The sequence below is a fragment of the Shewanella yunxiaonensis genome (assembly GCF_018223345.1).
In the GTDB taxonomy this organism is placed as follows: Bacteria; Pseudomonadota; Gammaproteobacteria; order Enterobacterales; family Shewanellaceae; genus Shewanella; species Shewanella yunxiaonensis.
Genome location: NZ_CP073587.1, coordinates 3535001 through 3561955 on the forward strand (window position 1 = coordinate 3535001; position 26955 = coordinate 3561955).

A 26955-nucleotide genomic window follows, 5' to 3' on the forward strand; every position below is an offset into this window, starting at 1 on the left:
ACTGCTGCCAAAGGCGAGCAGCAGCAATCCTACCAATAGTGCTGAAGGCAACCGTTTCATTTTTGCTGTTTGAGTAATTCAGCAAGTTGCTGTTGATCTTCCGCAGAGAGTTCCTGCGATTTTGCGTTGTTATGACGTTGCTTGCGAATAAATAAAAATCCGATTAAACCACCGAACAACAACAGTGCCACGGGACCTAACCACAGAATATAAGTTTTGGTTTCCAAACGCGGCTTATACAACACAAACTCACCATAGCGACTGGTCATAAACTCAATGATTTCACTGTCACTCTTGCCAGCATCCACCATTTTGTAGACTTCCATACGCAAATCTCGCGCTACCGGAGAGTTCGAATCCACAATATCCTGATTCTGACACTGCGGGCAGCGAAGACTGCGAGCCAACTTCATGGCGTGTTCCTGATTGGCTTCGTTTTTAAATTGGTAGGTATCGACCGGTGTAGCCGATACCTGGTAAGCGACGCCGAATGCCAACAACGCACTAACAAAGACCTTCAGCAAAGCTTTCATGACGCTTTTCCTTCTTTAGTGGTTTCCTGTTGAGCGGTAGTCGCTTCCTGTTGGAGCTTCTTAACAATTGGGTAAATGGTTTCATTCCATACCCGCATGTCCACCGGGCCGGCATAACGGAAGCGGATGATCCCGTTATGATCGACAATAAAGCTTTCCGGTGCGCCGTACACACCAAGATCTAACCCGAGTTTGCCGTCGGGATCAAAGATATTCATCGTGTAGGGATCGCCTTCCCGATTCAGCTCTTCAACCGCAAGACCGCGCTGATCACGATAGTTGATACCGTAGATAGGCACGATGTTCTGACGTGACAGATGAACCAGATAAGGATGTTCATACTTACAGCTAGGACACCATGTCGCCCAGACGTTCATGATGTAAACCTGACCTTTCAGGTCATGATTGGTGATCATGACCTTTGGGTCTTCCAACTTAGATAAGTTGAAATCCGGTACCGCTTTGCCTTCCAGCGCTGAATCCAACTGCTGAGGATTCAGGTATAACCCCCGATACAGGAACACGCCCATTACCAGGAATAACACCAGCGGAATAAAAAGTAGCAACTTCTTCATATTCAACCTTTCTATCTCACTCAGGCAGATGCCAGACTGGCCTTCTTATCACTTTCAATAGGTTCAACGGCTTTCTGTTTAGCACGATAGCGCTTATCAGACGCTGCAAACAGACCGCCAATCATCATAAACACACCACCGAACCACAACCAACGTACAAATGGCTTGTAGTTCAGACGCACGGCAAATTCAGTCTTGCTGATAGGGTCACCCATGGTGATATAAAGATCGCGGAAGAAACCCCAATCAATACCCGCTTCAGTCATATCCATAGTGCGAACATTATAAATACGACGGTCGGGTTTCAGGAATGCCACTTCTTTACCATCTTTAGTGACCCGAACTTGCCCCTGCTTAGCAGTGTAGTTAGGACCTACCACATCTTTAGTTTCCAGATAATGGAAGGTATATCCCGCCAGTTCCTGACTTACGCCAGGTCCCATGCGGACACTTTTCTCTTGAGCATAGTTAGACACCATAGTGGCGCCCACAACCGATACGGCAATACCAATATGGGCAATAATCATCCCTAATTGGCTGCGGCCCATACGTGCCAGACTCAGTTCGCCATCGTTAGGTTTCACGATGTTATAGGCAACACGCAATGTTGACAGCAGTACCCATAAGGCCATGCCAAGGCCAAACATCACCCAAGCATTGAATTTACCATCAATGACAAAAGGCATGACCACACCAAACACCAGAGAAACCAGCGCAGGGATCAGTAACTGGCGCTTGAGTTCACCCGGCTTGGCTTTCTTCCAGCGGATGATAGGGCCAATCCCCATAAAGGCAAACAACGCAATTGCCAGTGGCACAAATACGGCGTTGAAGTATGGAGGTCCAACTGAAATTTTACCCATGTGCAACGCATCAATCAGCAGTGGGTATAAAGTACCCAGCAGCACGGTGCCCGCGGCGACGGTCAGCAGCACGTTACATACTAACAACATGGTTTCTTTAGACAGCAGCTCAAATCGAGCAGGGCTGCTCATTTCACTAGCACGGAACGCGAACAGTGTCAGCGAACCACCAATTGTCAGGCCCAACAGCAGCAAAATAAACATACCGCGGCTTGGGTCAGCAGCAAATGAATGAACGGAGGTCAGCACACCGGAACGTACGATGAAGGTACCCAGCAAACTCAGCGAGAATGCAAAGATAGATAACAGTACCGTCCAGTTACGGAACGCACCGCGCTTTTCAGTCACGATGAGAGAGTGCAACAACGCAGTTCCTACCAACCAAGGCATAAAGGAAGCGTTTTCTACTGGGTCCCAGAACCACCAGCCACCCCAGCCCAACTCGTAATATGCCCACCAGGAACCCAGAGCGATACCGCCAGTCAGGAAGATCCAAGCTGCCATTGTCCAAGGCCGAGTCCAGCGAGCCCATGCAGAGTCAAGCCGGCCACTCAGTAAAGCCGCGATCGCAAACGCGAAGCTGACCGAGAAGCCTACATAACCCAAGTACAACATTGGCGGATGGAAAATCAGTCCCACATCCTGCAACATGGGGTTCAGGTCACGACCTTCCATTGGTGCTGGCGACAAGCGCTCAAACGGACTGGATGTCAGCAACATAAATAAGCTGAAACCAATCACGATCACCGCCAGAATTGCCAATACTCGCGCAGTAAATACTTCTTCTAGTCCTTTACTAAATAAAGCAACTGAAGAGGTCCAAATGGACAAGGCGAATACCCAGAACAGCAATGACCCTTCATGACCACCCCAGACTGCGGCAATCTTAAAGAAGATTGGCAATTCGGAGTTGGAATGATGTGCCACATAAGCAACTGAGAAATCATCCACTGCGAAGCTGTATGCAAGAGAAACAACAGCGAGAAGAATAAATAAGGTCATACCGTAGCTGAGCGGCCAGGCGTAGCGCACCAGGTACTGGTCTTTTCGGGCAACACCTATCAAAGGCACCGTGGCGAGCAATACAGCGAATGCTAACCCGATGATCATTGAGAGATGTCCAAGTTCTGGAATCATGGTTTTTCCTCGGTTTTACGTTCCGCATCATTCCTGATAGGAATAACTACCATACACAACTTAAGAACTCATAGATCCTAAGCCAATGATTAATATCAAAAATAAAGCTTTATTAACTAGAGTATCTTAATTGAGCTTTAGCTCATTTTAGTATTTGCTTTTGTTCCTGTCTGCCACTTTGCGCTAAATCTGGGTGACGGCTCTCATTCTGCGGCAACGCCCGGATTTTCTTCATATATCTGGCATGACTCTTTGCTGTGACCCATGTTCTTCACATAAGTTTCATCACTTTTTTACCAGAGATGAGGATCTGTGAACCAGTGCCCAACTATCGTGATTAACTCATAACGTTATGGTTATATTACTGTTCAATGAATCATCTTTACGTATAATTTGCGCTCAAGGCTTGCGGTAGGCGACTTTCCGCTTTATCTCCAACCAAAGTGAAACATAATAATGACCACATTCTGGATTTTCATCGCAATCGTTGTGCTGATCAGTCTTGCGCTGATCTGGGTCCCGCATTTCCGCCAGAAAAAATTGCTGGAAGCCGGGGAAACTGAAGTACGCAAAAAAACTAACTTAGAACTGTTCAACGAACGTCTGACCTCGCTGGAAAAAGAACACAGTGAAGGTATCTTGGATGACCAAGAATTTGAATCGTTGAAGAAAGAACTCGAAATCAGTCTGCTGCAGGATATGAAGCAGGCTAAAGATGAAACACTCGCGGTATCTAACAAGCCTCGCGGTCTGCTGTGGCCGAGCCTGATGTCGGTGGCAGTGCTGGCATTAGCCGGTTACGCCTATTATCACTTAGGTGCCTATCAGGAAGTGGAAGCGACTGCAGCCGATCCTGCCAATCCACATGCGGGGATGACACCTGAACAATTGATGGCGAAACGGGTAAATATGTTGGAAACCGCGGTCGCCAAAGAACCCGATAACAGTCAGGCTTGGTTTAGTCTGGGACACGCCTATATCTCTGCCGGTGAATTTGACAAAGCAGTACAAGCCTTTGACAAGGTGATGGATCTGGTCGGGGTACATGCTGAACTGCTCGGTCCTAAAGCAACAGCACTTTACTATAAAGCCGGTCAACGCATGATCCCGATTGTGCAATCATTAATTGATCAAGCGTTGAAAATGGATCCTAAAGATCCTTCAACCCTGTTACTGGTCGGGATGAATGCGTTTTACACCGCCGATTATCAGAAAGCCATCGACAGCTGGCAGACAATTCTCGACAGTGACCGTAACGACGTCGACCGTGCCGCGCTCATTGACGCAGTGAATACTGCCAAAATGCGTCTGCAAGGCAATACTGGCCCAATGCCCGATGATGCGACTCACAATAAGTTGAAGCAGGGAGAAGCTTCTGCGGCCGATGCGACTCAGCAGCCAACCGCCGGGACTGTCACTGTGAAAGTATCAGTAGCGCCAGCATTGGCAGGCAAAATCAGTGATACAGACACTGTGTTTATTTTTGCCCGTCCAACTGAAGGCCCTAGCGTGCCAGTCGCAGCGACCAAAGTCAGTGCCAAGGCGCTACCTGTCACCGTTACCTTAGATGATTCTACTAGCATGGGCAGCAGCGTTAAGTTGAGTACCACTAAAGCGGTTGAAATTATTGCGGTATTGTCCAAGCATGGTAACGTCAAGCCAGAACCAGGTGATCTGAAAGGGAGTGTTGCCAGTGTGGATGTCGGCGGCGAAGGCAACTTAGTCCTGGATACCGAAGTCAAATAACTGATGTCATTTAATAAAAAAACCGGCATTCATTGCCGGTTTTTTATTACTCGGACTCGAATTTAGTTACTTTTTCTGCGCCATAAATGCAATGGCTTTTTTGAATTCGTCATCAGAACAACTGCTGCACATCCCGCCTGCTGGCATGTTGCCCTTACCGTCCTTAACACTCTTCAACAGCGCATCCATGCCCTTATCCATCAACGATTTCCAGGCCGCATCCTGATGCGCACGAGGTGCACCACCGACGCCACTGGCATGACAAAACATGCAAGACTTGTTGTAAACCGCTTCACCTTCGTCTTGAGCAGAGGCATTCGCTGCAAACGCCAGCGTGGCAATCGCGGCAAGGGTATATATCTTTTTCATACACTTCGTTCCTAAAGCAATGACTTATGAGAAAATAGCTACCTTAGTAATACGATAGACTTGTTATTCAACACCGCATCAGCCTACATCAAAGTGTGCTTAAACACATCTTTTTGTGACCTAACTCTCATCTTAAAATTGCTTAACAGATAAAGTTTTGTAAATCACTAATATATTATCCACTTATGAAAAAGTTCCCAAAAGATCCTTTTTATTGGAAGCGCATCAAATTGCTGACACTTAGTCAAAAGCAGTTGTAAACCCATTTGTAGCTTTATGTTAGGATCTTTGCAGTTCTAGAAGTGCATGTTTATCGAGGGCTAAGTGACAGCACAAACCAACCCAGCATTACTGTCGGCAAGCCACCTCACTTGCATCCGTGAAGAACGGATTCTGTTTGATGACCTCAGCTTTGAGATCAACAGTGGCGATATTGTTCAGATTGAAGGCCCCAACGGCGCAGGAAAAACTAGCCTGCTACGGATCCTTGCCGGCCTGTCCCGTCCTTATGGCGGTGATGTGCTGTTTCAGGGAGAACCGATTGTCCGTTGTCGTGACGAATTTAACGAAGATCTCCTGTATTTGGGACATCTTGCCGGTGTCAAAAGCGAGCTGACCGCCGAAGAAAACCTTAACTTCAACTTAAGGATCAATGGCTACGCTCAGGTCGATTCAAGAGCAATACTGGCAAAGGTTAACCTCACTGGGTTCGAAGATGCCTTGGCAGGTCACCTGTCCGCCGGACAACATCGCCGCACTGCGCTTGCTCGTCTATGGCACACTGCCTGCAAAATCTGGATTCTGGACGAACCTTTCACCGCTATTGACAAGAAAGGGGTTGCCGAACTTGAGGAGTTATTTATCGCTCACGCCAATAATGGTGGCAGCGTGATCCTCACAACACACCAGGATATGGGCATTATCTCCGACGACAGATTACGTAAAATTCGTTTGGATTATCGCTTTGTATAGGGAATGAAATGAACAGAGGAATCAGTTATACCCAAGCATTTTTTACCCTGCTCCAACGCGATCTGAAGATTGCCGTGCGTCATCGTGGCGACATTTTCAATCCGCTGTTGTTTTTCATCATCGTCGTTACCCTGTTTCCATTAGGTATCGGCTCTGAAGCCAAAATTCTCAGTCGGGTAGCCCCAGGAATTATCTGGGTTGCTGCGTTATTGGCATCTATGTTGTCACTGGAACGACTGTTCAAGGCTGATTTCGCAGATGGTAGTCTTGAGCAGATGTTGTTAAGCCCGCAGCCACTGCAGCTATTGGTGCTGTCTAAAGTATTGGCCCACTGGTTGCTGACTGGTGTGCCATTGATTATTGTGGCCCCACTGCTGGCAGTGCTATTACATATGGATGCGAGTGCCTACCCCGCACTTATCGAGACGTTACTTCTGGGAACCCCCGTGCTGAGTTTACTTGGTGCGATTGGTGTAGCGCTGACGGTGGGACTGCGTAAAGGCGGGGTTTTGTTAAGTTTGTTAATTTTACCGTTATACATCCCAGTACTGATTTTCGCGACAGGCGCAATCGAGTTTGCCGCAACTAAACAACCCTATGACGGTCAGCTGGCAATTATTGCCGCATTGCTGGTCGGTTCCCTGGTTCTGGCGCCATTTGCCATCGGCGCCTCATTACGTGTGAGTACAAACTGATATGTGGAAATGGTTACATCCTTACGCTGAGCCCCAGAGGGCATACCAATTGGCCGGGAAATTTATTCCCTGGTTATCGATTCTTGCGACCCTGATGCTACTGACAGGCACTATCTGGGGCATGGTCTTTTCACCTACTGACTATCAACAGGGTGACAGTTACCGCATTATCTTTGTGCATGTGCCTGCCGCCTCAATGTCTATGAGTGCCTATATCGGTATGGCAATTGCGGCGTTTGTTGGCCTAGTTTGGCAAATCAAACTGGCTGACTGGATGGCGGCATCCATTGCACCAGTTGGTGCGGTCATCACGTTTATTGCGCTGATCACTGGTTCAACTTGGGGCAAGCCGATGTGGGGCACCTGGTGGGTATGGGATGCACGTCTGACTTCAGAGCTAGTGCTGCTGTTCCTGTATCTAGGTGTGATCTCGCTCTACGCTTCGTTCGAAGATAAAGTATTAGCCGCACGTGCTGCTGGCATTTTAGCCATCGTAGGTGTAATTAATATTCCTATAATTAAGTATTCCGTGGATTGGTGGAATTCTTTGCATCAAGGTTCGATCAAGATGACCGGCAAAACCGCTATGCCACCTGATATGCTGGTGCCATTGGTCATCAACATCTTAGGCTTTGGTGTTATGATCGGCGCACTGAGTCTGATTCGCTTCCGCGCAGAAATCCTCGCACGCAACGGTATGCGCCCTTGGGTTCGGGAACTGGCACAAGCTGAAGGAGTCAAATGATGCAAGCACAATTCCATTCAGTAACAGAATTTATCCACATGGGCGGTTATGCCTTCTATGTGTGGTTGGCTTATGGTGTCGCTTATGGCGCGTTAGCCATATTGATTGGTTTTTGTCTTACTCGTAAAAATCGAGTATTGAAAGAGATTGCAGCAAAGGTCAAGCGTGAAGAACGCCTGGCGCAACATCGGAGTAACAGACAGTGAACTCAAGACGCAAAAAAAGATTAGTACTGGCCAGTGCGCTGGTGGGCGGTGTAGCAGCAGTAGCCTCATTGCTGTTGTATGCGCTGAATTCTAACCTCAACCTGTTCTACACTCCGTCTGAAATTCTCAACGGGAAAGTAGACACCGGTGTCAGACCAGAAATTGGTGATCGTATCCGCATCGGTGGCATGGTGACTGAAGGTTCAGTCGTCCGGGATCCTCAAAGCCTTAATGTCAGTTTTGCAGTACATGATGCCAATGGCGGACAGGTAACAGTGACGTATGATGACCTGCTGCCAGATCTGTTCCGTGAAGGCCAGGGTGTAGTCGCGCAAGGTGTGTTAGTTGCTCCAGGAAAACTGGAAGCGACTGAAGTGCTGGCAAAGCACGACGAAAACTACATGCCACCAGAAGTTGCGGCAGCAATGGGTAAAAACCATCAGAAGATGGAATACACTGCAGAGCAGATGTCTGGTGGTAGTAAATAACGGCTAACGTTATCATTAAAAAAGCGCCTAACTGGCGCTTTTTTGTTGTCTTAAATCTGGACTTTACGCTGCCAGACACAGCAGTTGTTGCAACTCAGGCAACGAATTGACCTCAAAATGAGGGATTATTCCTTCAGGTCTCGGAGCGCCCAGACTATTGAGCCAGCAAGTATGTAAGCCAGCATTAAGACCGCCAAGCACATCCGTATGGGGATTATCCCCCACCATCAGCACTCGGCTTCGTTGCGGATTATCCATCTGCGCCAATGCGTGCTCGAAAATAGCCTTTTCCGGCTTGGGAGCGCCCACTTCTTCAGAAATCACCAACACATCGATCAACTCTGTGAGCCCGACTTTTTCCAGACGAATCCGTTGCAACGCTGAAAAACCATTGGTGATAATGCCCAGCTTTGCATGACCGCGCAGGCAAGCAAGCAGCTCTGCCGCACCCGGCAACATTTCACAGATTTCTGCCATCGCCAGCAGATACTGCTGGTTTAACAGCAGCGGCGCAACACCAAGCCGTTGTCCCCAACAGGCAAAGCGCTGGCGCTGCAATGTTTCCGCATCGATTTGCCGTGCTTGATAAGCCTGCCACAACGGAATATTCGCGGCAGAATAATCGGCAAATTCCGCCGGACCAAAATCCACGCCATATTGGGAAAACATCAGTCGTAGCCCGCGCGGCGCATCAAAATTGAACAGCGTGTCATCGGCATCAAACAATACCCAATCATAATCCGGGTGCTTAGGGCTAGACATAGTTTCTCCACAGCAACAATGAACTCCATAAAGCGTTGCTGATCTTATGCCGCCAAAGGCAGAAGTCGCAATATAGGCCACTAATTGCCAACGTCTGCGCGTTATCAACTTTCAACTTCAATCTCAGTCTCAGCCTCTTTAGACCCCGCAAGCCGTGCAAAATAGTCTCGTGCCGCCGCCTTAACCCGTGGCGCTAACAGGATGGCTGACAACATGGTGGGGATTGCCATCAATGCATAACACCCATCAATGATATTGACCACGTTATCGAGACTGGTAGTCGCTGCGAACAAAATGGCTCCCAGAAACAGATACAGGTATAAATTCACATAACGGCTGCCAAACAAAAAGCGGAAGCACTGACTGCCGTAAAACGCTTGAGTGATAATAGTGGTGATAGAGAAAAAGAACACGCACAACATCAACAGGTAAGGACCAATTCCAGGGATGGTGGTGGCGAATGCAGCACTGGATAAACTAATGCCGTCCATGCCGCTATATTGCCAGACACCAGAAATAAGAATGATTAGCGCCGTTGCAGTACACACCAGTAAGGTATCAATCGCCGGACCCAACATTGCCACCAGCCCCTCTTTAATCGGGTCAGCGGTTCTGGCGCTGCCGTGAGCCATCACTTCAGTTCCGATACCCGCTTCATTGGAAAATGCCGCGCGTTTTACCCCGATCAGCATGGTACCGAGTAACCCGCCCGCGATCGAATTGACCGAAAATGCATCTTCAATAATCATCGCAAAATAGTGCGGGATTTCCCCGAGGTGACTGATGAGTACAAACAGCGCACATCCGACATAAAGCAAAATCATGGTCGGCACTAAGCGGGTCGCGACTGCTGCAATACGGGTGATGCCTCCCAATACCACACTAGCGACCAGCAGCATGACACAGATCCCAATACCCAGCTCCAGCCAAAACTGCGCGCCGCTAGTGGTAGTACTGTCATGCACCTGAAACAGCTGCTCCTTGAGGATTTGCACCAGCTGATTACCGTTGAATAACGGTGCATTCCCCACCAGCCCTACCACTGCGAAGAAAATCGCCAGCGGCTTCCATTTTGCGCCCAGACCTTGCGTCACAATGTACATAGGGCCGCCCTGAACATGGCCGGTATCGTCTTTACCACGATACATAATCGCCAAGGTGCAGGTAAAAAACTTGGTCGCCATCCCGACGAGTGCACTGACCCACATCCAGAAAATTGCGCCCGGGCCCCCCGCAGCGATGGCTAAGGCCACACCGCCAATATTGCCCATCCCGACAGTTCCAGCCATCGCACTGGACAATGCCCCAGCATGAGAGATGTAGCCATCAGCATTAGGCTCATTATATTTGCCACGGACGATATCAATCGCGTGTTTCAAATAACGAAATGGTACAAAGCCGGAATACAACAAGAAAAACAGACCGCCGCCCACCAGCAAAAACAGCATATGGGGGCCCCATGCATAGTTAGCAAAGGCAGAGGTCGCCTCAGCAAAAGTCATATTGTTAACTCCAGGTGAATTTTGTCTAGCGTACCAAGCTGGCTTACTTAATCAAGAATTGCGGCTGAATATCTTATTTTTATTCAGTAGAATTGCATAAATAAAGTTTAAAAAGCGAAACCAATTAGGATCATTCAAAAAATACCGAGGACCATCGATGGCACCTCAACCGCTACTCATCGCGCCGTCGTTTCGCTACCGTCAGCCAATCCAACGCTACCCCAGAGATAGCATTAAAGCCTCGGATGCGGAACACCAGTTGCAGCAGTTGGGGACGTGGGCGCACTTTGGGCTCCACTGAGCGCGGAATAAACCATAAGGCCACTAACGCACGTAACACGGTAGACACCAAAAACACTACAAATATAGGGCTGGCGAGTTGCCAACCGCTCCAAGTCAGGAAATCAGCAGCGTGACTGGCAACCACACCACCACACAGCGCCCCCACAAAAACCAATCCGGCACTCAGTGCCGCCTGTAATGCGGCGTAGCAAGCAAAGTCGGAACGAAATGGACGGATATCATAGAGATAGTTGGCCGTACTTAATGTAAAGCCACTCCAGGAGATACCCGAATAAGCCTGGATCAGCAAAATGTAATAGAAGTTATCAGAGAATAACCACACCAACGGCAATGTGGGGATCATGCATGACGTAATGATCATCACCAACCGGTTACCATAGAGATCGCTGAAACGCCCCCAAAATCTCAGGGTGATAAACTGGGTTAAAATTGAGGCGACACTGCTCATCACAAACTGCAAATAGTTAAAGTGCAATGTTTCCAGCATGTACACCGCAAAAAATGGTGCCGAAATGGCCACCATCGACTGCATTCCAGCCACAAACAGACTGTATTGCCGAAATACCTTGTCTTTCCAGGCTTCTCTGAATTGATGCAGTGTCTGTATAAACAGTCCCGGAGTATGCGGAATGGTAGGTTCTGGGTCGTGCATTTTCCACAGTAGCCAGGCAGACACGAAACGTCCTAAGGCAACGGCGGCAAATAATAACGAAAATCCCAGCCAGGCCATGCTGAAGGAATCCGTCAAATTCAGCACCGTCCCGCCAAGCAGGAAAACGGTTAGTGACGCTATCTGGGTTAAGCGGGTGCGCGCCGCGAAAAAGGTGCCACGGCGTCTGGCGGGTACAATTGCCCCCATCCAGGCCCGCCAATGGGGCTGAATAAGATTAAGAAAGCCCTGGTACAACATTGCCAGCAGGATAAATAACCAGACAGCATGCTCACCAGCGAGGGCGGCCAATAAGCCCATGGCTAACACCCCCACCGCCTGCAGCGCTGCACAAAACACAATAAAGTGACGACGTGGGAAGTGGCTGGCGAGCCATACTGATAACAATTGGCTGATGGCACCAAACAGCTGTGGCAGCCCAGTAACCCAGCCCATCTGCGACAAGCTGGCACCTAAAGAGATGGCAAACGCGTTAAAAAAATTGTCACTGGTCGCCGTCATGGCTGATGAGGCCAACGCTTCCTGTTGCGAACGTTTAAGTGTCAGCCGTAACCAGCTATTGCGGGGGTCCCGCTTAACTTGAGACGTGGCTGCCGACGAGGTGACGGCCATAGTCACAATATCCTTGTGCTGCGGATAGTTGCATTATTGAGCGATTATGGAGTAAGCGAAATAGCAATACCAGATTATAAATTGCTCAGGGAGGCAATTAGTTCTGATTCCTGCGCCAACAGTCGTTGATAGAGGGTGAACTGATTCGCGGCCCGCTGCAAATTGTGCTGTGGATGCTCGACCCGAAAATAATTATCGCCATCCAGATAGTCCGTCAGGAATCTTACCGCGAGCATCAGGGTCACCACCCGCACGCCTAACCATAAGCTCTCACGTTCAGCAGCGGTCATGATCTGTCCGAGCGCGCGTTGCCAGCCTCGCGTAAGCGCCGCGAAGTAGTCTGGCAACACCTGTACCGACGCCAACGCCGTGTTGTCTTCAGCCACCGCAGCACAACAGCTGCGCACCATATCGCCAAAGTCATACATCAAGTAGCCCGGCATACAGGTATCCAGGTCAACTACCGCCACCGGCAACTGCAGCCCTTGCGAAAAAAGCAAGTTATTGATTTTAGTGTCATTATGACAAACACGCAGGGGCAATAGTGGCTCAATGTCGGCTAACTCCTTGAGCAACGACTGTTGCGACAACGCCAATTCATACCAGTTATGGCAACTGCGTAAACGCTGCAACCGATCAGCCGTGGCGGCTTGCTGTAACGCCTGTAATCGTCCCGCGAGCGATCTAAAGCCGGGGATCACCTCCGCCAACTGGTGAGCATCAATGTCTGCAAGTGCGCCGACAAACTGCCCAAAGGCTTGCGCGAGCTGTTCCGCTTGGGTGACATTTGTCAGCTGTTCAATGCTGCAACTATCCGGGATATAGCTGATCGCGCGCCAGAAGCCCTGTTCCCCCAAATCCACCGCTAAATGATTGTCGCGGGTGGGCAATGGCCGGGTATAAGTGAGTGGATAACTGCCCTGATCATGTTTATCCGCCAAATGCTGCGCAATAACAGTGGAATTGGCTATCAGCTGCCACGGTTGAGGAAAAACAATCGTGTTAATGCACTGCAACACCAGTGCTGAGCCGCCATCATCGACTAACCAAGTTCCATTGATATGGCCATTGCCCAGTGGCGTTATGACAAGCGGTGAGATCGCCTTTTCGTCAAAATAGTGGGGTAACACCGCCTCACGGATCAGCCTATCAGTTTTGATATTTGCTGCGGGTGACAAGTCCGATTCCTTATTTCAGATACTGGCTAAAGGCATTGTCTGCTTGCAGCGCTGCCTGACTGCCTTTGAGGCTAAAATCATAGCCGCAAAGTTTAATACTACCGCGCATTGCGATATCGTTGATCAACGCTTTAGTATCCAGTGGACTAAAAGCGGCTTCCACTAAACCGTTGCCATTAATAATACTCACCTTAAGCGGTCGAAACTGGCTGCCATCATTAAACTGCAATGCGGCGCAGCGTTGGTCGCCTGTCGCGGATGCCAAGTCCCAAATAACGCCTGGTTTAAGCGTGTCACCCAGCCAGGAGAGATATAAATTATCCTGCTCCAGTGACAAGCTGAAATGATCCGGCAGTTTCACCGTCTGCCGCTTGACACTTGGCTGTGCTGTATCCATGGCTTGGAGCGGAGCATCCACCTTCGGCGTAGGAGATGGACTGAACCACCACACCAGCGCCATCGTTATACAAACCAGCACGGCCGCAAATGCGCTGAGCGCCTTGCGGTACTGCCAGGCTTGTTGCATTAAATCACGGGCTATTTGTTGCCAACCCGACAGCATTGCCGATAACGAGCCGGGGGGCGAAGGTTCCTGCCATAATGAATCCTCTGGCATATTGGTATCAGCAGCGACAGCCTCATTAACTATCTGAGGTTCCAGGGCGACATCATCATGGGTCTGAAACGTTTGTCCATAGGGTTCCGTTATTGTGGTTGTGGTCACGGTTGCCACAGCAGCAGTTGCGCCGATGGTCGGCTCGACTCGCCTTCCCGGGGTTTTAGGCGATAGATCAACGGGCCCAGCATATCCTTGCAGATACTCACGCCGATTTATTGCGCCCGAACCGGCCACGGCGGGAATAAATGCCAAGCCCAAATGCAGTAATACCGCAAGGCCTAAACCAATGTTGAAATAAATATCGACACCTTCAGTCGACAGCGCCGCCAGCACGAGTAACCAGGGTAAAATCGCCACCGCCGCTATCAATAAAGGCCTGCCGGCATCGCGCATGCGCCGCACAGAAGTCGCCAGAACCAACAGCAATAACAGCATTCCTGGCAACCAGATAAAGTAACGGCTACCGAAAAGTAACCATAGCAACATCAACGATAAATAAGCTGCCCCACTGATAAGAAGATGTCGCCAGCCAAGGTCACATCCGCGGAGACAGATAAGCGATTTAAACAGCACGATGTCCTCTTTTATAGCCCGGTTGCTGCACTACAATAATGTGATGACAGACTAACGAATTTACACTCAAATGTCAGTGGCACTGGTAAGCCTTTCACCACAGTCTTATAATGTCGCCCCTATTTTTCCGTCAATCACCCACAAAAGACGCTATCCGGATATAAATTATGAGTGCCCGTGGAAATCTTTTTATTGTATCGGCCCCCAGTGGTGCAGGGAAATCCTCACTGATTGCCGCGTTGCTGGCTGATACGCCCAAAGACATGCAGGTGTCTGTGTCACATACCACCCGCAAGCCTCGCCCTGGCGAATCTCACGGACAGCATTATTACTTTGTGTCCGTCGATGAATTTAAAACGCTCATTACCGAAAACGCATTTCTGGAATGGGCCGAAGTCTTTGGTAACTATTACGGCACCTCTCGCCGGGTGATTGAACAAGCATTGGCAGACGGCATCGATGTTTTTCTCGACATTGACTGGCAAGGGGCGCAGCAAATTAAGCAACAGATGCCAGAAGCTGTCGGTATTTTTATTCTGCCGCCGTCCCGTGAAGCGCTAGAGCAGCGTCTGAAAGGCCGGGGACAGGACTCAGTAGAAGTGATCGCGTCCCGGATGGAGAAAGCGGTTTCTGAAATGTCGCACTATAACGAGTACGACTTTATTATCGTTAACGACCAATTTGAGCAGGCGCTTGGGGATCTGCGGGCAATAATCCGCAGCCAACGGCTGACTCAAGCTAGTCAAATCAACACCCACAGTGATATGCTTAAAGGTCTGTTGGCAGATTAACTGCCTTCGTGTACACTTTTGCGTCATTTTTTCACTGAACACACTGGAGTTCCAACACATGGCTCGCGTAACTGTAGAAGACGCCGTAAAGCAGATCGGCAACCGTTTTGACATGATTATGGTTGCGGCCCGTCGCGCCCGTCAGATCGCCGTTCAGGGTAAAGATCCCCTGGTGGAAGAAGAAAATGACAAGCCAACCGTAATCGCCCTGCGCGAAATCGAACAGGGTCTGGTGAACGCTCAAACTCTGGAAGCCGATGAGCGCCAGAGTGTGCGTGAACGCGAAGCAGCTGAAATTGCTGCCGTGGCTGCGATTGCTGAAGGCCACCAGTCGCTGTAAGGCGATTTGATAGTAGGAGTATCACCACTTGTATCTGTTTGAAGGTCTCAGGGAAGCCGCGGCCGCTTATCTGGAGCCGGAGCAGGTAGAATTACTCAAACAGGCTTATCAGGTGGCGCGCGATGCCCATGAAGGGCAAATGCGCACCAGTGGTGAACCCTACATCACGCATCCGGTAGCGGTTGCACATATTCTTGCCGATATGCGTCTCGATCATGAGACGCTGATGGCAGCCCTGCTGCACGACACGATTGAAGACACCCACGTTACCCACCAAGATCTCACCAACATGTTTGGCGAGTCTGTTGCCGAATTGGTGGAAGGGGTGTCCAAACTCGACAAAATCAAATTCCGCGATAAAAAAGAAGCTCAGGCTGAAAACTTCCGCAAAATGATGATGGCCATGACCCAAGATATCCGGGTCATCCTGATCAAACTGGCCGACCGCACGCACAACATGCGCACGCTTGGTGCTTTACGACCAGACAAACGCCGACGCATTGCTCGTGAAACCCTGGAAATTTACGCACCGATTGCCAACCGTCTCGGTATTCACAATATCAAGACCGAATTGGAAGATCTGGGGTTTCAGGCTTATTACCCAATGCGTTACCGGGTGTTAAAGGAAGTTGTACGCGCAGCTCGTGGAAACCGTAAAGAGCTGATCCAAGGGATAGAAAACGCTATCCACACGCGACTGGAAGACACTGGCATTCACGGCAAAGTGAAAGGCCGCGAAAAAAACCTTTACTCCATTTATAACAAGATGCGCAGCAAAGAGCTGCAATTCCAGGAAGTAATGGATATCTATGCCTTCCGCATCATCGTTGACAGTGTCGATACCTGTTATCGGGTGCTGGGGGTCATGCATGGCTTATACAAACCACGGCCGCTACGTTTCAAAGACTATATTGCGATTCCTAAGGCTAACGGCTACCAGTCACTGCATACGTCGCTCATTGGTCCACACGGCGTGCCAGTGGAGATCCAGATCCGTACTGAAGATATGGATCAGATGGCAGATAAAGGGGTAGCCGCGCACTGGATGTACAAGAGTGGCCAAAGTGCAGCAGCACCGGGAACCAGTGGCACCACTACCCAGCTGCGAGCACGCAAATGGATGCAGAGCCTGTTAGAACTTCAGCAAAGTGCTTCGTCATCCTTTGAATTTGTCGAGAACGTTAAAACTGAACTGTTTCCAGACGAAATCTACGTTTTCACACCCGAAGGGCGAATTCTGGAGCTGCCAGTGGGGGCAACGCCGGTTGACTTCGCCTATGAAGTCCACACCGATGTCGGTAACACCTGCGTTGGCGCCAAAGTGAACCGCATGTCCTACCCGCTAAGCCAACCGCTGTTATCCGGGCAGACCGTCGAAATCATCACCGCCAAAGGTGCCAAACCTAACGCTGCATGGCTGAACTTTGTCGTGACCGGCAAAGCACGCTCCAAAATCCGTCAGGTGTTGAAGAATCTTAAAAAAGACGAAGCCATTGCGCTCGGTAAACGGCTGCTGAACCATGCGCTGGGTGACAGTAAACTGGAGCAGTTCAGCCAGGAACAGATCAATAAAGTCGTTACCGATACCAAACATAAAGATTTTGATGAGTTGTTGACAGAAATTGGCCTCGGCAACGCCATGAGCCTGGTGATAGCACAACGACTCAAGGGGGATTCTGTCGATTCTCGTAAAGCAGATGACGACAGTAACCTGATGCCAATTCGCGGTTCTGAAGGCATGCTAGTGTCATTTGCCAACTGCTGTCGTCCGATCCCTGGCGATGCGGTCATCGCCTATGTCAGCCCTGGTAAGGGGCTGGTGGTTCACATGGAAAACTGCGCCAATATTCGTGGCTACCAGAGCGAACCGGACAAATATATTCCCGTACAATGGGACGCGGTTGACGGTACTGAATTCCAGGCCAATGTGCGCATTGAAATCGTTAACCATCAAGGTGCATTGGCAAAAATCACGAACATTATTGCCGCAGAAGGTTCCAATATCAGCAATATCAGCACCGAAGAGCGCGATGGCCGGGTTTATCTGATCCATCTGCGTATTTCCGTGCGCGATCGTGTGCATCTGGCCAACGTGATGCGCCGCATCCGGGTATTGCCAGAAGTGCTGCGTATTTCCCGAAACCGTTAACCACAAGGAGTCACCAAGCGTTATGGCTGAGAAAGAGATTATTGCCACCGATAAGGCACCAGCAGCTATCGGCACCTATTCCCAAGCAGTGAAAGTAGGTTCTACCGTTTATCTTTCCGGACAGATCCCCTTAGTTCCTGCCACCATGGAACTTGCCGGTGACGAATTTGAAGCGCAGGTAGTTCAAGTATTTGAAAACCTCAAAGCCGTATGCCAGGCGGCGGGTGGTGAGTTGGCCGATATTGTCAAACTCAATATCTACATGGTTGATTTAGGTCACTTCGCCAAGGTCAATGAAGTGATGGGACGTTACTTCCAGCAACCGTACCCTGCCCGCGCAGCCATCGGCGTTAAACAACTGCCGAAAGGCGCTCAGGTAGAAATGGACGGCGTGGTCGAGCTTTAACGCATATCATTCGACTTAAAAAAGGCGCTATACAGCGCCTTTTTTAATTTCAATCATCCGCTTACTGATTGTCTTTCGCGGTTACGGTTACTGGCGTAATACCTGATTGCTTAAACCAGGTTTCGGCGCGTTGTTTCTCAGCGGCGGTAGGTACATATTCCACCCAATTATCCTGTTCGGATTTGCGATACCGCAGGCATTGTTTTGCGACATCAAACTGATAATAAGGGAACACTTCTCGCAAATTAAAGAACGCTGCCGGGGCGAACAAGATGATATCGGTTGCCAAATATCCGCCGTTAAATTTTAGGGGTAACACGCCATAAAAAGGCTGCTGTCCCGGTTGAATCGCCTTAAACGCATAATGCCCAAAACTGGTGGTTGGCAACGTCTCTGTGCGTGGTGCATCCTGCCCTTTGGCATCCTTGATATAAATTGTCGTGTCGGGCTGCATCGCTGTCAGTGATGTGGTTGCTGAACACGCCCCCAATAACATTGCCATCCCCACACAAGCCGTTAATTTTATAAATTTCAGTTCCATTGATGTGCTCATAATTGTTGTGATATTCGTGCGCTAAATTAGCGGAATTCGACAACCAAAACCCCGAGGGCGACCACATAAAAGCAACTTAGGAAATCAGGCAGAGATCTCATCGGATTTGCACCTCGGTTAATTGCCCGCCATAATCAAACAAGTGTTTTATATTTTTAGAAAACAGAGAGTTTCGACATAATGCTGCTGGTTTTGGGGCAAGTAGCGAATGGTTAACTTAAGGGGAAAACCCATGTCAGCTTCTTATAAAAGTCCAGTGGAAATGCTCAATCAATGGGCAGAGGTTCAGGGCGATGCCGTATATCTGCGTCAACCCATCAAAGGGCAATTCCGTGATTACAGTTGGCGCCAGGTACAACAAACAGCACAACGTCTAGCAGGGGCGTTACGCCATCTGGGTTATGAGCCAGGAGAGAAAATAGCACTGCTATCAAAAAACTGTGCCGAGTGGTTTATCACTGACTTAGCGCTGATGCATGGTGGCTACATTAGTGTACCTATCTACCCCACAGCCAATGCCGATACTATCCGTTATGTTTTGGAGCACAGTGGTTGCAAAGCCATATTTGTCGGCAAATTGGATCACTGGGCAGATCAGGAAGCCGGCGTCGGCGGAGAGCTATTACGCTTGGCATTACCGTATGAAACGATGCCCGCACAATACCAATGGCTGCAGTTATTGAATATGGGGCAGCCATTGGTGGATGCACCGCTACCGGCAGCCGAGCAAATAATGACACTTATCTATACTTCCGGCTCTACCGGTAAGCCTAAGGGCGCCGTACAGACATTTGCCAGTTACAGTTGGACCTGCAATGCCGTCGTGCGAGACTTAAAAGCCTCACAGGAAGATCGCCTGCTTTCCTACTTGCCACTGGCCCATATTACGGAGCGGGTCGCGATTGAGGGATCATCGTTTTATGCCGGCTGTCCGGTCGCTTTTGTGGAAAGCCTAGAAACCTTTGTCGCCGACGTACAACGCATGCAACCCACAGTATTTTTCTCAGTGCCGCGGCTGTGGACCCTGTTCCAGAAAAACATTATCGATAAAGTCGGCAGTTTCAGAAAACTCAATCTGCTGCTGAAAATTCCGCTATTGAACTGGCTGGTGAAGCGCAAGATCCACCAAGGTCTGGGCCTTGGTAAGTCACGACTGTTGGGCTCAGGTTCCGCCCCGATCCCACCTTCATTAGTGCACTGGTATCACAGTATCGGGCTGGACATCTGCGAAGCCTGGGGCATGACCGAAAACTGTGCGTATTCCATTATTAATCATCCATTTGATGCCAGCAAAATCGGGACCGTTGGGAAGCCAATTGTTGGCTGTCAAATCAAACGCTCCGCCGACGGTGAGTTATTAGTGAAAAGTCCGGGGCTGATGCGGGAATACTATAAAGCACCAGAAGCAACAGCTGCTGCCTTTGACGAAGAGGGCTATTTCCGCACCGGCGATCTCTGCGAAATCGATAAAGATGGCTGCGTCAGTATCACCGGCAGGGTGAAAGATAATTTCAAAACCGCCAAAGGCAAATACGTCGCTCCAGTGCCGATTGAGCGCAAGCTGGCACAAGACCCGCACGTAGAATTGCTGTGTGTCATCGGCTCAGGACTCCCGCACCCGGTCGCCTTGATACAACTGTCTGAAGGAGCCATGCTGCAGCCACGGGAAGAGGTGCGTAGCTCCCTTAAAACCACACTTGATGCAATCAATCCGAATCTGGAATCCCACGAAACAGTCGATGCATTGATTGTGGTTACTGAACCCTGGACGATTGAAAACGACGTGTTAACACCGACACTAAAAATCAAACGGCATGTACTGGAACAGCGCTATACCGCAAAGGCAGAGAAAGTACGCGGTGCGGTAGTGGTTTGGGAAGATGAAATTTAAAGCATGACAATCCGCACGATCCCGGCATTTGCCGGGGTCTTTTTGACATATTCTGTCGAATATTCCTTGCTTTGCCAAGCAAACTCCTTATGCTGACACTCCAGCGCCATTCGCCAAATCAACTCGTGAGCTGTAATAAACATGCTGATTTTTTTGTCAATTCTCGGTGGTTTTCTGATCCTTACTTTCGGAGCAGAGGCATTGGTTCGTGGTGCCAGTGCCATTGCCTTACGCTTGGGCGTTACTCCGCTAGTGATTGGCCTGACCATCGTCGCCTTCGGCACCAGTGCCCCTGAATTGGCGGTCAGTGTTAAATCCGCAATGGCCGGCAGTCCCGGCATTGCCTTGGGAAATGTGATCGGCTCCAACATTGCCAACATCGGTCTGATCCTAGGACTAACCGCACTTATTCGGCCTGTAGGTGTACAATCTCAGATGGTTCGCCGCGACATTCCCCTGATGATTGGGGCCTCGCTACTGGTGTGGTTACTGCTACTTGATGGATTGCTCGGGCTAGTCGATGGCTTAATATTGTCACTCTTGCTGCTGGCCTATCTGGTGCACAGCTATTACAGCGCGGGCGCAGATGACACTGAAGAATTTGAAGCCGGACCTCGTAATCCGCTGTTATCCATATTACTTATTGTTATTGGCATCGCATGCCTGGTCGGCGGTGGCGTATTGTTTGTTAACGGCGCGGTAGATCTGGCCCGTGCGTTTGATATTAGCGAAGCCGTGATCGGTCTGACAATCATCGCTATCGGTACCAGTATGCCGGAACTGGTTACCTCGATGGTTGCAGCCATGAAAGGACAAAGTGACATTGCCATTGGTAATGTGGTCGGGTCTAACCTATTCAACCTGCTGGGGATCCTGGGGATCACCGCATTGGTACATCCGATTAGCGCGGCCGGCTTCAGTATTCTGGACTTTGGCGTAATGCTGGCGCTGGCAGTGGTATTGCTGCCATTGGCGCACCGCGGTTACCGCATCGGCCGCCGTGATGGCATGCTGCTCTTGCTCGCATATCTGGGTTATATGGCATGGCTGGTGAGCCACGCATCAGCCTAATGGCAACAACAACTAGTATTTGTCGTGGCTGGCGAAAATAAGTACATTGTCAAAGGGGTAATCTTTGATAATATATGTATAAATTCACAGTAATCCGGTGCTAACGTTTTGCAGAGACTGGATCTTATTCCCATCACCGAGCTCAAAGGCATTGCGGCCAAAATGGCCGGCAAGCTGGAAAAGCTGGGAATTCACACAGTACAGGATCTGCTGTTCCACCTGCCGCTGCGCTATGAAGACCGTACCCGTATCTATGCCATCGCAGAGCTACATCCCGGCGACTATGGCACCATAGAAGCAGAAATCCAATCCAGCCAGATTATCAATGGCCGTAAGCGCATGCTGACCTGCAATGTTCGCGATGCCAGCGGCACTATGACGTTGCGCTTTTTCAACTTTTCTGCGGCCCAACGCAACGCCATGCAACAAGGGCTGATGATCCGTGCTTACGGTGAGATACGCCATGGCAGTCACCATGCAGAAATCATTCATCCCGAGTACAAAATCTTTGCGACCGGAGAACCACCAGCCCTCAATGAAAGTCTGACCCCCATTTACCCCACCACTGAAGGACTGAAGCAAGCCAGCTGGATCAAGCTCAGCAGCCAGGCATTGGCGTTGTTACAAGAGGGCGGACTGCAGGAACTGATCCCCGAAACCCTGCGCCCCAATCAACTGAGTCTGGCAGCAGCGGTACGGCTGCTACACCGGCCGCCCGCCGACGTGGATATCTATCGCCTCATGCAAGGACAACATCCCGCGCAGCAACGGCTGGTACAAGAAGAGTTGCTGGCGCATAACCTGAGCATGTTGAAACTAAGGCAGCGCAGTAATCAGGATAAAGCAGTGTCGTTGCCAGCGACCGGACAGTTACTTAGGCCATTTTTAAAGCGTTTGCCATTTCACCCCACCAGCGCGCAGCAACGCGTTGTAGCCGATATCAACCGTGATATCGAAAAACCGCAGCCAATGATGCGTCTGGTGCAAGGCGATGTGGGCTCAGGTAAAACGCTGGTTGCGGCAATGGCAGCATTACAGGCGATTGAAAACGGCTATCAGGTGGCAATGATGGCACCAACCGAGTTGTTGGCAGAGCAGCACGCCCTTAATTTCAGCAATTGGTTTACGCCATTGGGACTAAAAGTCGGCTGGCTGGCCGGAAAACTTAAAGGCAAGCTCCGCGAGCAATCGTTGCAGGAGATTGCCGACGGCAGCGCACAGATGGTCATCGGCACACATGCCATCTTTCAGGAACAGGTACAGTTTCACAAGCTGGCGTTGATCATTATCGATGAACAACATCGGTTTGGCGTACACCAGCGCCTTGGGCTGCGCGAAAAAGGGGCAATGCAGGGTTATTACCCACATCAGCTGATCATGACCGCCACCCCGATCCCAAGAACGCTGGCGATGACTGCTTATGCGGATTTAGATACCTCGATTATTGATGAACTGCCACCAGGCAGAACGCCGGTGACAACAGTGGCGATCAGCAACCACCGCCGACAGGAAGTGATCGAGCGAGTGCGGCGCGCCACGTTGGACGATGGCCGTCAGGCGTATTGGGTCTGTACCTTAATTGAAGAATCAGAAGTGCTACAGTGCCAGGCCGCAGAAGATACCTGGGAAGAATTAAAAGCAGCGTTGCCCAATCTACATATCGGTCTGGTCCACGGTCGAATGAAAAGTAGCGAAAAGCAACAGGTGATGGACCGTTTTAAACAGGGTGAATTGAATCTGTTGGTGGCAACCACTGTCATAGAAGTAGGCGTTGATGTGCCCAACGCCAGCCTGATGATTATCGAAAACCCTGAGCGCTTGGGACTGGCGCAGCTACATCAGCTGCGCGGCCGGGTAGGACGCGGCGCGGTTGCCAGTCACTGTGTATTGATGTACCAGCCACCACTGTCGCAGACAGCAACCAAGCGTCTGGGAGTGCTCAGGCAAAGTAACGACGGTTTTGTCATTGCGCAGCAGGATTTGGAAATACGTGGTCCAGGAGAAGTATTGGGCACCCGCCAGACTGGACTGGCAGAGATGAAAGTGGCCGACTTGGTACGTGACCAGGCATTAATTCCACACGTTCAAAAGCTGGCGCAGCACTTAATGCAACAAGCACCAGAAAACGTTGATGGCATTATTCAGCGCTGGTTAGGAGATCGACAACAATATGTTCAGGCGTGATCAAAAAATAAACATTTGTTCAGCCAACATTAAAACAATTTGCCGCACAATGTTCGGCAACGAATTATGAAACATAATAATCCCTGCCAACCAGGGGCAGTTTGGTGGACAATCACCACAATATTGGCAGAATGAGGGGGCGCTCCTCACTGTTTGTGAAGAAAGGAAATCCTATGCAAGTCAATGAAGAAGATAGAATTGCTCCTGGGAAGCAGGCATCCGGTGGCAACGGTGTAATCTGGGTGTTAGCGCTGCTGGTCATCGTCCTCGCTGGGGGCGGCTGGTATTACCTGACCAAAGATGAAAGTGCCACAGAAACGCCGCAGCAGAGTGAAGAGCAAGCTGCGGTCAGTCTGCCAGATACCGCACCAGAACAGCCACTACAAACGGAAGCGCCAGTACCTGAACCGGAAGCTCAGCCACAACCTACTGCGGCAGCGCCGCAAGCACAAGAAGAGGCAGCCAAACCAGCTGCCGAGCAACTGCCAGCACTTGCTGATAGCGATAAGTTTGTGCACGATAAAGTGGTACAAATGGCCGATGGCATGAATATCAATCCATTACTGAATGACAGTGACATGGTGCGCCAGTTCGTGGTCTTTGTAGATAATCTGGCGCAGGGTGAATTGGCACGTAAAACCAGTCCAATGAAAGCGCCCACCCAAAAATTTACCGTATCAGACATCACTAACAAGACCTACCTTGATCCTGACAGCTACCATAGATACGACGTCTACGCGGATTTTCTCAGCGGTCTTGATGATAACCAGTTACTGGCCACCTATAAGCAGATGTCACCGTTATTGGAACAGGCATTTGCCGAATTAGGTTACCCCAATATGACCTTCAATCAGCGGTTACATCAGGCGATGAAAGTGCTATTGGGCACACCAATAGTGGACGAGCCCATCGAACTGTATTCCATCAGCGTCAACTACAAGTTCGTTGACCCTAAGCTCGAAGCATTGCCCAATGCCCAAAAATTGTTGATCCGTATGGGCCCGGATAACACGCGTAAAATCAAGAAAGTTCTGCGACAACTCCAAACACTGTTGCCTCAATAATGCGAAAAGCCCATGTTACTGCATGGGCTTTTTTGTTAACTGCAGAAGCTTCTGTTAACAAATGGCTTCTACAGTCTCTGTCAATCAATGTAAAATACCCGCTTATACTGAATTCAACACAGGATGAGTTCTTGCCGGAACCAAAGGAGCTGTTCAACATTCCTGGGGATTTTGGCAGGCAGTTCAGAGACAGCACAGTGCAACTAACGTTCAGCATTCTCAGTTGGGGAGCCTGGTCTCCCGACTATCAACAACGTCAGGACTGGCAGCAGTGGCAACAGGCCAATGGTGCTACGCCGGTGCATACTGCTGTGCCACCATTGCAGCAAGTGCCCTCCATGCAAAAGCGCCGGCTCAGCAGGCTGACGAAAATGATGCTAGAGGCTGCCTTTATGGCGCAACCGCAGCCCGATTGCCGCTCAGTGTTTGCCTCACGCCACGGAGAACTCCATCGCACCATAACGCTGCTGGAAGAAATGCTGCAACAACAACCCTTGTCACCCATGGGGTTCAGCCAGTCCGTGCATAACACCGCCAGTGGTGTCTTTGGTATTCTCACGCAAGATCAGGCTCCATCTACGTCTATTGCGGCAGGCCGCAATACCTTAAGCCAGGCACTGGTCGAAACCTGGACCTTACTTGTAGAAGACTCGAAGCCGGTATTGCTAGTCTTTGGCGACGACCCGGTGCCGCAAGTCTATCAAGACTTTGTCAATGAACCTGAGTATCCATTAGCGTTAGCATTGGTGCTGGCTCCCGAGACTTGTGCTGGGATCGCCTCCCTGACACTGGACACTCACCATCAAGACACATCATCTTTGTGTTATGGCCAACTGCTGCAAAGTCTTGCGACATGCAGAGCAACAGCGGGACAACTTGCAGGTATGTACTGGCAATTACGACCTCGGGAGGGAGCATGCTAGACACTTCCAAGGGGCTGGGTTATCTGCCACGCTGGTTGGCCGGTATGAGTTGCTATATTGCCTTTGGTGTTGGCGGGCTAATCAGCTCGTTTACGCTACTCCCGCTGCTCAAATATTGGCCTGGAGATGCCAATGCGCGTATTCAACGCGTTCAGAAGGCAGTTCATCTGATGTTCCGCGTCTTTGTCAGAATGTTAACCTGGGCACGCGTCATTCGTCTTGATAGTCACTATTGTCAACAATTACAACAAGCTAAGGGGATGGTCGTGATTGCTAACCACCCAACCTTAATTGACGTAGTGGTGCTGATCAGCCTGATGCCCAATGCTGGCTGTATTGTTAAACAGGGGCTCTGGCGCAACCCATTTATGCGTGGAGTGGTCTCTGCGGCGGGCTATATTCCCAATCGTGGCGCAGAGTTGCTGCTGGCCGATTGTCGTGAAGTATTAAATCGAGGTACCAATCTGATTATTTTTCCGGAAGGTACCCGTACCGTCAAAGGTGAAGTGGTTAACGACTTTGCTCGCGGCGCGGCCAATATTGCGCTGCGCTGTCATGCAGAACTGTTGCCTGTAGTCCTCAAAGTCAGTAATGCCGGCTTGACCAAACAGGATCCCTGGTATGAAATTCCTCGCAGGACCATGCATATTCAAGTGCAGGTTGGCGAACATATTAAGACAGTAACCGCTGTTGAGGATAGCAGTGCCAAACAGGCTCGCCGGCTCACCCATGAGCTGGAAATTTATTACCGACAACAATTAGATGGAAACTATGAGCTTACATGACGAAATCAAGCAATTGATTATTGATAGTCTGGATCTGGAAGATGTTAGCGTCGCAGATATCGAGACTGATGCACCATTGTTCGGTGAGGGCTTGGGACTGGATTCGATTGACGCGCTGGAACTGGGACTGGCGATTAAAAAGCAGTTTGATGTCAAAATCGAAGCCAATTCTGAAGCGACTCGCGATCATTTTTACAGTGTCGCGACATTAGCCAAGTTCATTGAATCACAGCGGTCGTAGGAGATGGCA

The 26955-nt window shown here is 49.9% G+C and carries 28 protein-coding genes (1 of these 28 running past the window's edge); 17 read left to right on the forward strand and 11 right to left on the reverse strand.

The genetic code is table 11. The annotated features are described in order from the left end of the window. The 4 genes in view from KDN34_RS16125 to KDN34_RS16140 are tightly spaced (at most 20 nt apart) and all read right to left on the reverse strand, a layout consistent with a single transcriptional unit that may run on beyond the window. Positions 1-60 carry the 5' portion of a TlpA disulfide reductase family protein gene (locus KDN34_RS16125; RefSeq protein ID WP_212594713.1) on the reverse strand. Its footprint begins 567 nt before the window's first position, so the window shows 60 of its 627 coding nt (coding positions 1-60); its start codon is at positions 58-60; its stop codon lies beyond the left edge, outside the window. Beyond that, a complete protein-coding gene (nrfF, locus tag KDN34_RS16130) occupies positions 57-533 on the reverse strand; it encodes a heme lyase NrfEFG subunit NrfF (RefSeq protein ID WP_212594714.1) in 477 nt (158 codons plus the stop codon). Before nrfF ends, KDN34_RS16125 begins: the two co-directional genes overlap by 4 nt. After that, positions 530-1108, reverse strand: coding sequence for a DsbE family thiol:disulfide interchange protein (locus KDN34_RS16135; protein ID WP_212594715.1), 579 nt, complete (start codon positions 1106-1108; stop codon positions 530-532). The genes nrfF and KDN34_RS16135 overlap by 4 nt, the downstream gene beginning before the upstream one ends. Before the next feature lie 20 nt (positions 1109-1128). Then, positions 1129-3108: a heme lyase CcmF/NrfE family subunit gene (locus tag KDN34_RS16140; protein WP_212594716.1), complete on the reverse strand. Its 1980-nt coding sequence runs from the start codon at positions 3106-3108 to the stop codon at positions 1129-1131. Positions 3109-3564: 456 nt separating this feature from the next. Here KDN34_RS16140 and ccmI point away from each other — a divergent pair, with 456 nt between their 5' ends. Then, positions 3565-4854, forward strand: a complete 1290-nt coding sequence (gene ccmI, locus KDN34_RS16145; protein WP_212594717.1) for a c-type cytochrome biogenesis protein CcmI — start codon at positions 3565-3567, stop codon at positions 4852-4854. Between the two features lie 66 nt (positions 4855-4920). Here the strand turns inward: ccmI and KDN34_RS16150 are convergent, their stop codons facing one another. Beyond that, positions 4921-5223 carry a c-type cytochrome gene (locus KDN34_RS16150; RefSeq protein WP_212594718.1) on the reverse strand — a complete coding sequence of 101 codons (303 nt, stop codon included), beginning with the start codon at positions 5221-5223 and terminating at the stop codon, positions 4921-4923. A gap of 324 nt (positions 5224-5547) precedes the next feature. On the opposite strand from KDN34_RS16150, the gene ccmA reads away from it, so the two are divergent. Genes ccmA through ccmE form a run of 5 tightly spaced genes read left to right on the forward strand, consistent with a single transcriptional unit; the run spans position 5548 to position 8329 of the window. Further along, complete coding sequence (gene ccmA / locus KDN34_RS16155; RefSeq protein WP_212594719.1) at positions 5548-6195, forward strand: cytochrome c biogenesis heme-transporting ATPase CcmA; 648 nt, start codon at positions 5548-5550, stop codon at positions 6193-6195. Positions 6196-6203: 8 nt separating this feature from the next. Further along, on the forward strand, positions 6204-6890 hold the full coding sequence (ccmB, locus tag KDN34_RS16160) for a heme exporter protein CcmB (RefSeq protein WP_212594720.1): 687 nt from the start codon (positions 6204-6206) through the stop codon (positions 6888-6890). A gap of 1 nt (position 6891) precedes the next feature. After that, positions 6892-7635: a heme ABC transporter permease gene (locus KDN34_RS16165; protein WP_212594721.1), complete on the forward strand. Its 744-nt coding sequence runs from the start codon at positions 6892-6894 to the stop codon at positions 7633-7635. Continuing rightward, entirely contained in the window at positions 7632-7841 is a 210-nt protein-coding gene (gene ccmD, locus KDN34_RS16170; protein ID WP_228730371.1) for a heme exporter protein CcmD, read from the forward strand. The genes KDN34_RS16165 and ccmD overlap by 4 nt, the downstream gene beginning before the upstream one ends. Next, positions 7838-8329 (forward strand): cytochrome c maturation protein CcmE, encoded by a 492-nt coding sequence (gene ccmE, locus KDN34_RS16175; RefSeq protein WP_212594722.1) that lies wholly within the window; start codon positions 7838-7840, stop codon positions 8327-8329. The genes ccmD and ccmE overlap by 4 nt, the downstream gene beginning before the upstream one ends. A 63-nt stretch (positions 8330-8392) precedes the next feature. Here ccmE and yjjG read toward each other — a convergent pair whose 3' ends face one another. From yjjG to KDN34_RS16200, 5 genes are all read right to left on the reverse strand, one after another. Continuing rightward, entirely contained in the window at positions 8393-9091 is a 699-nt protein-coding gene (gene yjjG, locus KDN34_RS16180; protein ID WP_212594723.1) for a pyrimidine 5'-nucleotidase, read from the reverse strand. A 104-nt stretch (positions 9092-9195) separates the two neighbouring features. After that, on the reverse strand, positions 9196-10593 hold the full coding sequence (locus tag KDN34_RS16185) for an alanine/glycine:cation symporter family protein (protein ID WP_212594724.1): 1398 nt from the start codon (positions 10591-10593) through the stop codon (positions 9196-9198). Positions 10594-10765: 172 nt separating this feature from the next. Further along, positions 10766-12178 carry an MFS transporter gene (locus KDN34_RS16190; protein ID WP_212594725.1) on the reverse strand — a complete coding sequence of 471 codons (1413 nt, stop codon included), beginning with the start codon at positions 12176-12178 and terminating at the stop codon, positions 10766-10768. 74 nt (positions 12179-12252) lie between these two features. Continuing rightward, positions 12253-13356: a phosphotransferase enzyme family protein gene (locus KDN34_RS16195; RefSeq protein WP_228730372.1), complete on the reverse strand. Its 1104-nt coding sequence runs from the start codon at positions 13354-13356 to the stop codon at positions 12253-12255. Positions 13357-13366: 10 nt separating this feature from the next. Continuing rightward, a complete protein-coding gene (locus KDN34_RS16200; protein ID WP_212594726.1) occupies positions 13367-14548 on the reverse strand; it encodes a hypothetical protein in 1182 nt (393 codons plus the stop codon). 167 nt (positions 14549-14715) lie between these two features. Here KDN34_RS16200 and gmk point away from each other — a divergent pair, with 167 nt between their 5' ends. Genes gmk through KDN34_RS16220 form a run of 4 tightly spaced genes read left to right on the forward strand, consistent with a single transcriptional unit; the run spans position 14716 to position 18234 of the window. Then, positions 14716-15339, forward strand: coding sequence for a guanylate kinase (gmk, locus tag KDN34_RS16205; RefSeq protein WP_212594727.1), 624 nt, complete (start codon positions 14716-14718; stop codon positions 15337-15339). A 58-nt stretch (positions 15340-15397) separates the two neighbouring features. Next, positions 15398-15679 carry a DNA-directed RNA polymerase subunit omega gene (rpoZ, locus tag KDN34_RS16210; RefSeq protein WP_133040421.1) on the forward strand — a complete coding sequence of 94 codons (282 nt, stop codon included), beginning with the start codon at positions 15398-15400 and terminating at the stop codon, positions 15677-15679. 28 nt (positions 15680-15707) lie between these two features. After that, a complete protein-coding gene (gene spoT, locus KDN34_RS16215) occupies positions 15708-17828 on the forward strand; it encodes a bifunctional GTP diphosphokinase/guanosine-3',5'-bis pyrophosphate 3'-pyrophosphohydrolase (protein WP_212594728.1) in 2121 nt (706 codons plus the stop codon). Positions 17829-17850: 22 nt separating this feature from the next. Continuing rightward, on the forward strand, positions 17851-18234 hold the full coding sequence (locus KDN34_RS16220; protein ID WP_212594729.1) for a RidA family protein: 384 nt from the start codon (positions 17851-17853) through the stop codon (positions 18232-18234). A 61-nt stretch (positions 18235-18295) separates the two neighbouring features. Here the strand turns inward: KDN34_RS16220 and KDN34_RS16225 are convergent, their stop codons facing one another. After that, positions 18296-18775: a hypothetical protein gene (locus KDN34_RS16225; protein ID WP_212594730.1), complete on the reverse strand. Its 480-nt coding sequence runs from the start codon at positions 18773-18775 to the stop codon at positions 18296-18298. 244 nt (positions 18776-19019) lie between these two features. On the opposite strand from KDN34_RS16225, the gene KDN34_RS16230 reads away from it, so the two are divergent. From KDN34_RS16230 to KDN34_RS16260, 7 genes are all read left to right on the forward strand, one after another. Next, the gene (locus KDN34_RS16230; RefSeq protein WP_212594731.1) at positions 19020-20678 is read left to right on the forward strand and encodes an AMP-binding protein; all 1659 of its coding nucleotides are present in this window, start codon (positions 19020-19022) and stop codon (positions 20676-20678) included. A 141-nt stretch (positions 20679-20819) separates the two neighbouring features. Then, positions 20820-21749 carry a calcium/sodium antiporter gene (locus KDN34_RS16235; protein WP_212594732.1) on the forward strand — a complete coding sequence of 310 codons (930 nt, stop codon included), beginning with the start codon at positions 20820-20822 and terminating at the stop codon, positions 21747-21749. A gap of 108 nt (positions 21750-21857) precedes the next feature. Continuing rightward, positions 21858-23933, forward strand: coding sequence for an ATP-dependent DNA helicase RecG (recG, locus tag KDN34_RS16240; RefSeq protein WP_212594733.1), 2076 nt, complete (start codon positions 21858-21860; stop codon positions 23931-23933). Positions 23934-24106: 173 nt separating this feature from the next. Next, positions 24107-24997 carry a DUF3014 domain-containing protein gene (locus KDN34_RS16245; RefSeq protein WP_212594734.1) on the forward strand — a complete coding sequence of 297 codons (891 nt, stop codon included), beginning with the start codon at positions 24107-24109 and terminating at the stop codon, positions 24995-24997. A 197-nt stretch (positions 24998-25194) separates the two neighbouring features. After that, entirely contained in the window at positions 25195-25920 is a 726-nt protein-coding gene (locus tag KDN34_RS16250) for a beta-ketoacyl synthase chain length factor (protein WP_212596697.1), read from the forward strand. Beyond that, positions 25914-26705, forward strand: a complete 792-nt coding sequence (locus KDN34_RS16255) for a lysophospholipid acyltransferase family protein (protein WP_228730373.1) — start codon at positions 25914-25916, stop codon at positions 26703-26705. Before KDN34_RS16250 ends, KDN34_RS16255 begins: the two co-directional genes overlap by 7 nt. Continuing rightward, positions 26692-26946, forward strand: coding sequence for a phosphopantetheine-binding protein (locus tag KDN34_RS16260; protein ID WP_212594736.1), 255 nt, complete (start codon positions 26692-26694; stop codon positions 26944-26946). The genes KDN34_RS16255 and KDN34_RS16260 overlap by 14 nt, the downstream gene beginning before the upstream one ends. Positions 26947-26955 lie beyond the last annotated feature (9 nt).

What these genes read in the sequence shown, in the direction of transcription:
- KDN34_RS16190 (WP_212594725.1), bottom strand. Translation starts at nt 12,178, where the DNA reads ATGGCCGTCACCTCGTCGGCAGCCACGTCTCAAGTTAAGCGGGACCCC.
- ccmD (WP_228730371.1), top strand. Translation starts at nt 7,632, where the DNA reads ATGATGCAAGCACAATTCCATTCAGTAACAGAATTTATCCACATGGGC.
- KDN34_RS16245 (WP_212594734.1), top strand. Translation starts at nt 24,107, where the DNA reads ATGCAAGTCAATGAAGAAGATAGAATTGCTCCTGGGAAGCAGGCATCC.
- KDN34_RS16220 (WP_212594729.1), top strand. Translation starts at nt 17,851, where the DNA reads ATGGCTGAGAAAGAGATTATTGCCACCGATAAGGCACCAGCAGCTATC.
- ccmI (WP_212594717.1), top strand. Translation starts at nt 3,565, where the DNA reads ATGACCACATTCTGGATTTTCATCGCAATCGTTGTGCTGATCAGTCTT.
- gmk (WP_212594727.1), top strand. Translation starts at nt 14,716, where the DNA reads ATGAGTGCCCGTGGAAATCTTTTTATTGTATCGGCCCCCAGTGGTGCA.
- yjjG (WP_212594723.1), bottom strand. Translation starts at nt 9,091, where the DNA reads ATGTCTAGCCCTAAGCACCCGGATTATGATTGGGTATTGTTTGATGCC.
- KDN34_RS16230 (WP_212594731.1), top strand. Translation starts at nt 19,020, where the DNA reads ATGTCAGCTTCTTATAAAAGTCCAGTGGAAATGCTCAATCAATGGGCA.
- KDN34_RS16235 (WP_212594732.1), top strand. Translation starts at nt 20,820, where the DNA reads ATGCTGATTTTTTTGTCAATTCTCGGTGGTTTTCTGATCCTTACTTTC.
- ccmB (WP_212594720.1), top strand. Translation starts at nt 6,204, where the DNA reads ATGAACAGAGGAATCAGTTATACCCAAGCATTTTTTACCCTGCTCCAA.
- KDN34_RS16140 (WP_212594716.1), bottom strand. Translation starts at nt 3,108, where the DNA reads ATGATTCCAGAACTTGGACATCTCTCAATGATCATCGGGTTAGCATTC.
- KDN34_RS16165 (WP_212594721.1), top strand. Translation starts at nt 6,892, where the DNA reads ATGTGGAAATGGTTACATCCTTACGCTGAGCCCCAGAGGGCATACCAA.
- rpoZ (WP_133040421.1), top strand. Translation starts at nt 15,398, where the DNA reads ATGGCTCGCGTAACTGTAGAAGACGCCGTAAAGCAGATCGGCAACCGT.
- KDN34_RS16185 (WP_212594724.1), bottom strand. Translation starts at nt 10,593, where the DNA reads ATGACTTTTGCTGAGGCGACCTCTGCCTTTGCTAACTATGCATGGGGC.
- KDN34_RS16150 (WP_212594718.1), bottom strand. Translation starts at nt 5,223, where the DNA reads ATGAAAAAGATATATACCCTTGCCGCGATTGCCACGCTGGCGTTTGCA.
- KDN34_RS16260 (WP_212594736.1), top strand. Translation starts at nt 26,692, where the DNA reads ATGAGCTTACATGACGAAATCAAGCAATTGATTATTGATAGTCTGGAT.
- KDN34_RS16225 (WP_212594730.1), bottom strand. Translation starts at nt 18,775, where the DNA reads ATGGAACTGAAATTTATAAAATTAACGGCTTGTGTGGGGATGGCAATG.
- KDN34_RS16135 (WP_212594715.1), bottom strand. Translation starts at nt 1,108, where the DNA reads ATGAAGAAGTTGCTACTTTTTATTCCGCTGGTGTTATTCCTGGTAATG.
- nrfF (WP_212594714.1), bottom strand. Translation starts at nt 533, where the DNA reads ATGAAAGCTTTGCTGAAGGTCTTTGTTAGTGCGTTGTTGGCATTCGGC.
- KDN34_RS16255 (WP_228730373.1), top strand. Translation starts at nt 25,914, where the DNA reads ATGCTAGACACTTCCAAGGGGCTGGGTTATCTGCCACGCTGGTTGGCC.